At 71.2% G+C, this 6506-nt stretch carries 5 protein-coding genes; all 5 read left to right on the forward strand.

What is annotated here, in order from left to right; translation table 11 throughout:
• Positions 1-55: 55 nt before the first annotated feature.
• The 5 genes from IGS67_RS03300 (at position 56) to IGS67_RS03320 (ending at position 6072) form a co-directional block, all read left to right on the forward strand.
• Positions 56-1591 (forward strand): sugar ABC transporter ATP-binding protein, encoded by a 1536-nt coding sequence (locus tag IGS67_RS03300; protein ID WP_192277748.1) that lies wholly within the window; start codon positions 56-58, stop codon positions 1589-1591.
• A gap of 53 nt (positions 1592-1644) precedes the next feature.
• Entirely contained in the window at positions 1645-2628 is a 984-nt protein-coding gene (locus IGS67_RS03305) for an ABC transporter permease (RefSeq protein WP_192277911.1), read from the forward strand.
• Positions 2629-2714: 86 nt separating this feature from the next.
• A complete protein-coding gene (locus IGS67_RS03310) occupies positions 2715-3788 on the forward strand; it encodes a substrate-binding domain-containing protein (protein WP_192277750.1) in 1074 nt (357 codons plus the stop codon).
• A gap of 56 nt (positions 3789-3844) precedes the next feature.
• On the forward strand, positions 3845-5059 hold the full coding sequence (locus IGS67_RS03315) for a Gfo/Idh/MocA family protein (protein ID WP_192277752.1): 1215 nt from the start codon (positions 3845-3847) through the stop codon (positions 5057-5059).
• Between the two features lie 11 nt (positions 5060-5070).
• The gene (locus IGS67_RS03320; RefSeq protein ID WP_192277753.1) at positions 5071-6072 is read left to right on the forward strand and encodes a sugar phosphate isomerase/epimerase family protein; all 1002 of its coding nucleotides are present in this window, start codon (positions 5071-5073) and stop codon (positions 6070-6072) included.
• The last annotated feature ends 434 nt before the right edge of the window (positions 6073-6506 follow it).

The following is a 6506-nucleotide window of genomic DNA, read 5'->3' on the forward strand; positions in this document are numbered from 1 at the left end:
ATCATCATGCATCTTTTGATTGACGGTCGACAGAAGTCTCCGTAGCGTCGTCGTCATGGTCAACGACGACCCCCACCAGACCGACGACCCCGCACCGTTCCTCCGGATGCGCGGCATCGTCAAGACGTTCCCCGGAGCGCGCGCCCTCGCCGGGGTGGACCTCGACGTCCGCCCCGGAGAGGTCCACTGCCTCCTCGGACAGAACGGCGCCGGCAAGTCGACCCTCATCAAGGTCCTCGCCGGGGCCCACCAGCCCGACGAGGGCGAGATCGAGATCGACGGCGAGATCGTCACGCTGCCGACCCCGGTCGCAGCGCTGCGCCGCGGCGTCGCGACGATGTACCAGGAGCTCGACGTCGTCGACGGCCTCACCGTCGCCGAGAACGTCTTCCTCGGCCACGAGCTCGCGAGCGCGGGCCTCACCCGCCGCGGCGAGCTCCGCGCCCGCACCGCGGAGCTCCTCGCCCGGCTCGGCCACCCCGAGATCCGCCCCGGACGCGAGGTCGGGTCGCTCTCGGCCGCCGGCAAGCAGGTCGTCTCGATGGCTCGGGCGCTCTCGCGCGGCGCACGCGTCATCGTCATGGACGAGCCGTCGGCCGTCCTCGACACGGAAGAGGTCGACAACCTCTTCCGCGTCGTCGCCGAGCTCACGGCCGCAGGCGTCGCCGTCGTCTACATCTCGCACCGGCTCGAGGAGATCCGACGCATCGGCCACCGCATCACGGTCCTCAAGGACGGCCGCACGGTCGCGACGGGCCTCGACGTCCACGCGACCCCGACCACGGAGCTCATCCGGCTCATGACGGGCCGCGACGTCGAGCGCGTCTTCCCCGACCGTCCGTCCACGACGGTCGAGGGCGCTCCCGTCCTCGAGGTGTCCGACCTCGCGCTCCACGGGGTGTTCGACGGCATCGACCTCACGATCCGCCCGGGGGAGGTCGTCGGCCTCGCGGGCCTCGTCGGCTCGGGCCGCTCGGAGATCCTCGAGACGATCTACGGCGCCCGCCGCGCGACCCGCGGCACGGTCCGCGTCGACGGCCGTCCGCTGCGACGCGGCTCGGTCCGACGCGCGGTCGCCGCGGGCATCGGCCTGTGCCCCGAGGAGCGCAAGTCCCAGGGGCTCCTGCTCGACGAGCCCGTCTACCGGAACATCACGCTCTCGACGTTCGCGCTCAGCGCCCGCGCGGGGTTCCTCGACGAGCGCGCCGAGCGCAGCCAGGCGCGCGCGCAGATCGACGACCTCGAGCTGCGGCCTGCCGACCCCGAGCGCGACGCGCGCACCCTCTCGGGCGGCAACCAGCAGAAGATCCTCCTCGGTCGGTGGCTGCTCCACGGCTGCCGGGTGCTCCTCCTCGACGAGCCGACGCGCGGCGTCGACGTCGGGGCGCGGGCCGAGATCTACGCGCTCGTGCGCCGGCTCACGGCGCAGGGCACCGCGGTCCTCGTCGTCTCGAGCGAGATCGAGGAGGTCCTCGGCCTCGCCGACCGCGTCCTTGTCCTCGCCGAGGGCCGCGTCGTCCACACCGGCCCTGCGGCCGAGATCGACGAGCACCGCGTGCTCGACCTCGTCATGGAAGGAAGTGCAGCGTGAGCCCCTCGACCTCCTCGCCCGCCGCGACCGCCCCCGCAGGGGTCCCGGCGCCGATGGCCACGAAGAAGCGGCGCAGCCCGTTCGCCGGAGCGGCGGGACGCAACGCCGGGCTCGTCGTCGCGTTCGCGCTGCTGTGCGTCGTCGGCTTCGTCACGGGGGGTGAGCGCTTCGCGTCGGTGAGCAACCTCCTCACGGTGCTGAGCCTCGCGTCGGTCATCGGCGTCCTCAGCATCGGCATGACGTTCGTCATCACGACGGGCGGGATCGACCTCTCCGTCGGCGCGGTCATGGGGCTCGCGTCCGTGTGGGCGACGACGCTCGCGACCCAGCAGATGGCCATGGACACGCACTGGTCGGTCATGGTGCTCACGGCGCTCGCCGTCGGGCTCGTCGCGGGCCTCGTCAACGGTGCGCTCGTCGCGTACGGCAAGGTCGTCGCGTTCATCACGACGCTCGCGATGATGGCCGCGGCGCGCGGCCTCGCGGAGATGATCTCGAACCGTCAGACGCAGCGGGTGCGCGTCAAGCCGTTCCTCGACTTCTTCGGGAGCGACGTGCTCGGAGTGCCGATGCTCGTGTGGATCTTCGCGCTGGTCTCTGCGGCCGGCTGGATCCTTCTCAACCGCACGACGTTCGGCCGACGGACGGTCGCGGTCGGCGGCAACCCGGAGGCTGCGCGCCTCGCGGGCATCGACGTGCGGCGCCACACGATGTACGTCTACGGCCTCGCGGGTCTCACCGCCGGAATCGGCGCCGTCATGATGCTCGTCCGCACGACGGCAGGCACGTCGACCCACGGCTCGATGTACGAGCTCGACGCGATCGCCGCGGTCGTCGTCGGCGGGACCCTGCTCATCGGGGGCCGCGGCACGATCGTCGGCACCGTCCTCGGCGTCCTCATCTTCACGACGCTCACGAACGTCTTCACGCTCAACAACCTCTCGACGTCGGCCCAGGCCGTCGCGAAGGGCGTCATCATCGTCGCCGCGGTCCTGCTCCAGCAGCACCTCGCCCGACGGTCCCGCTCGACCACCTGAACCGGTCGACGGTCCTGGCGCCGCAGGTGCCGCGACCGTCCTCCGTCGCTCGTCCCGCTCTCGTCACTCGACCCAAGGAGACTGTCATGCCCGCATCACCGACGCTGCGCCGCCGCCTGACCCTCACGCTCGGCACGGCAGCCGCGCTCACGCTCGCACTCACGGGGTGCACCTCGAACGAGGCGCCGCCGGACCCGACGACGGCTGGCGGCGGGAGCACCTCGTCCGCTCCTGCCCCTGGGGCGGGCGGCAACGACGAGCCGGGGGAGAAGGTCGTTATCGGCTTCTCGGGCCCCGCGGCCGACCACGGCTGGCTCGGCGCGATCAACAAGGCCGCGATCGCCGAGGCAGGGCGCTACTCGGACGTCGAGCTCAAGGTCTCGGAGGGCACGAACGACGCGAACCTCCAGATCTCCCAGGTGGAGACGTTCATCAACGAGAAGGTCGACGCGATCGTCCTCCTGCCGACCGACGGTGCGGCGCTCACGGACGTCGCGATCAAGGCGATGGAGGCGGGCATCCCCGTCATCAACGTCGACCGCGAGTTCTCCTCGACGTTCGCGGCGCGCGTCACGGTGCTCGGCGACAACTACGGCATGGGCGTCTCCGCGGGCACGTACATCTGCGAGCGCCTTGGTGACCAGCCGGACGCGGTCGTCGCGGAGATCGCGGGCATCGACTCGCTGCCGCTCACGCAGGACCGCACGAAGGGGTTCAACGACGCGCTCGCGGGCTGCGGCCTCAAGGTCTCCAACCGCGTCGCGGCGGACTTCACGATCCAGGGGGGCGAGTCGGTGACGGCCCAGCTCCTCCAGGCGGCGCCGAAGATCGACGCGATCTGGAACCACGACGACGACCAGGGCATCGGTGTCCTCGCGGCGATCGACACGGCCAAGCGTGACGAGTTCTTCATGGTCGGCGGCGCCGGCTCGAAGGACGTCATGGAGCTCATCAAGAGCGGTGACTCCGTCATGGAGGCGACGGTCATCTACCCGTCGACGCAGGCGGCAGACGGGATCCGTCTCGCACGGATCCTCGCGCAGGGCCGGGTCATGGGTGACCTCGTCTCGGGAACGGTGCCCCGCAAGGTGCAGCTGTATGCGCCGGTCGTCACGAAGGACAACGTCGACGACTTCATCGGCGCCGCGTTCACGTCCTGACCTTCGCCGGGCGGGCGCGTCGCGCCCGCCCGGCCCTGTCCGAGAGGAGGACGCACATGAGCAGGACGGATCGACCCCGGCTGGGGGTCGGGATGGTCGGCTACGCCTTCATGGGGGCGGCGCACTCGCAGGCGTGGCGCACCGCGCCCCGGTTCTTCGACCTGCCGCGCACGATCGACATGGCTGCGCTGTGCGGCCGTGACGGTGCGGCGGTCGCTGCGGCGGCGGAGCGGCTGGGCTGGGCGAGCACGGAGACGGACTGGCGTGCGCTCGTCGAGCGCGACGACGTCGACCTCGTCGACGTGTGCACACCGGGTGACACGCATGAGGAGATCGCTGTCGCGGCGCTCGCGGCGGGCAAGCACGTGCTGTGCGAGAAGCCGCTCGCGAACACGCTCGCGGAGGCGGAGCGCATGGCTGAGGCCGCGCGCGCCGCGGAGGCCCGGGGGCAGGTCGCGATGGTCGGCTTCACGTACCGGCGCGTGCCGGCGGTGCAGCTCGCGCGGCAGATTGTCGAGGAGGGCCGCATCGGCCGCGTGAGGCACGTGCGCGCGCAGTACCTCCAGGACTGGATCGCGGATCCGGAGGCGCCGCTGTCGTGGCGGCTCGACCGTGAGAAGGCGGGCTCGGGGGCGCTCGGTGACATCGGGGCGCACGTCGTGGACCTCGCGCAGTTCGTCACGGGGGAGTGGCTCACGGGGGTCTCGGGTCTGCTCGAGACGTTCGTCCACGAGCGTCCGGTCGCGGAGGCCCATGCGGGGCTCCGAGGGTCGGCCGGCGCCGACCGGGGCCCGGTGACGGTCGACGACGCCGCGGTGTTCTACGGCCGGCTCACGGGCGGAGGGCTTGCGACGTTCGAGGCGACGCGCTTCGCGTGGGGCCGCAAGAATGCGATCCGCCTCGAGATCAACGGGGAGGCCGGCTCGCTCGCGTTCGACTTCGAGGACATGAACGTCCTGCACCTCTTCGACGCGTCGGAGCCAGCCCGGACGGCGGGCTTCCGCCGGATCGTCGTGACGGAGGCCGACCATCCGTTCGTCGGGGCGTGGTGGCCAGCGGGTCACGGTCTCGGCTACGAGCACGGTTTCACGCACCAGGTCGTCGACCTGGTCGAGGCGGTGGCCGCGGGCGCGGCCGTGCGCCCGACGTTCGACGACGGTCTGCAGGTTCAGCGGGTTCTCGACGCGGTCGAGCGTTCGAGCCTGGCCGACAACGTCTGGGTCCCGGTCCCGGGGCCTCGCCGCGCGCAGCCTGCCGCGGCCCGAGAGTGAGGAGAGCTGCTGTGGCACGACCGATCACGCTGTTCACCGGCCAGTGGGCCGATCTGCCGTTCGAGGAGGTGGCGCGCCTTGCGTCGGGGTGGGGGTACGACGGGCTCGAGATCGCCTGCTGGGGCGACCACCTCGACCCGTGGCGCGTCGACGAGCCGGGCTACGTCGAGGGTCGGCTCGAGATCCTCGAGCGGCACGGCCTCAAGGTGTGGACGATCTCGAACCACCTCAAGGGCCAGGCGGTGTGCGACGACCCGATCGACGCGCGGCACCGGGACATGCTGCCAGACGTCGTGTGGGGGAACGGAGATCCTGAGGGGGTGCGGACGCGGGCTGCGGAGGAGATGCGGCTGACGGCGCGTCTGGCGCGCAAGCTCGGCGTCGACACGGTCGTCGGTTTCACGGGCTCGTCGATCTGGAAGTACGTCGCGATGTTCCCGCCGGCGACGCAGGCGATGATCGACGCCGGGTACGAGGACTTCGCGCGCCGGTGGAACCCGATTCTCGACGTGTTCGACGGGGAGGGGGTGCGCTTCGCGCACGAGGTCCACCCGAGCGAGATCGCGTACGACTACTGGACGACGCACGCGGCGCTCGACGCGATCGACCACCGGGAGGCGTTCGGCCTCAACTGGGACCCGTCGCACATGGTGTGGCAGGACATCGACCCGGTGAGCTTCCTCTGGGACTTCCGTGACCGGATCTATCACGTCGACTGCAAGGACACGAAGAAGCGCATGACGAACGGGCGCAACGGCCGGCTCGGGTCGCACCTGCCCTGGGCCGACCCGCGGCGCGGCTGGGACTTCGTCTCGACGGGCCACGGTGAGGTGCCGTGGGAAGACGCGTTCCGCATGCTCACGACGATCGGCTACGAGGGCCCGATCTCCGTCGAGTGGGAGGACGCTGGCATGGATCGCCTCGTCGGTGCGCCTGAGGCCCTCGAGTTCGTGCGCAGGACGGCGTTCGACGCGCCGACGGCCGCGTTCGACGCGGCGTTCAGCGTGCGGTGAGCCGCTCGCCCGTCGTCCGGCTCCGGAGGACGGGCGAGCCTCGCCCTGCCGGGGGGAGCCGGGAGGGACGGGCGCGGCACCTCCGGGGGAGGGTGTCATGTCCGTCCTGCGCGCCCGGGCACCCTCTCGTCCGCAGGATCCCGCCGATTTGTCATCCGCGGAGGCGCCCGTGTAATGTTCTTCGAGCCAGCCCGGCAGGGCGAAGGAACGGGATGCAGATCCCGGGCCGAACCGCCGAGGCTCAGCCACCCACCTTCACCGGCCCCGGAACTCCGGGTCCTCTGGTATGCGTGGAGGGCGCGGGTGCTTCCGCAACTCGGATCCGGTCAACACACCGGGTTTGACGCGGGGGAGCGAACGGGGTAAGTTTGAACGGTTGCCTCCGAGCAGGACCCGCAAGGGAAGAGCGAGGATGCGCGTCTGTTCCTTGAGAA

Source organism: Flavimobilis rhizosphaerae (assembly GCF_014852685.1).
Lineage (GTDB): Bacteria > Actinomycetota > Actinomycetes > Actinomycetales > Cellulomonadaceae > Flavimobilis > Flavimobilis rhizosphaerae.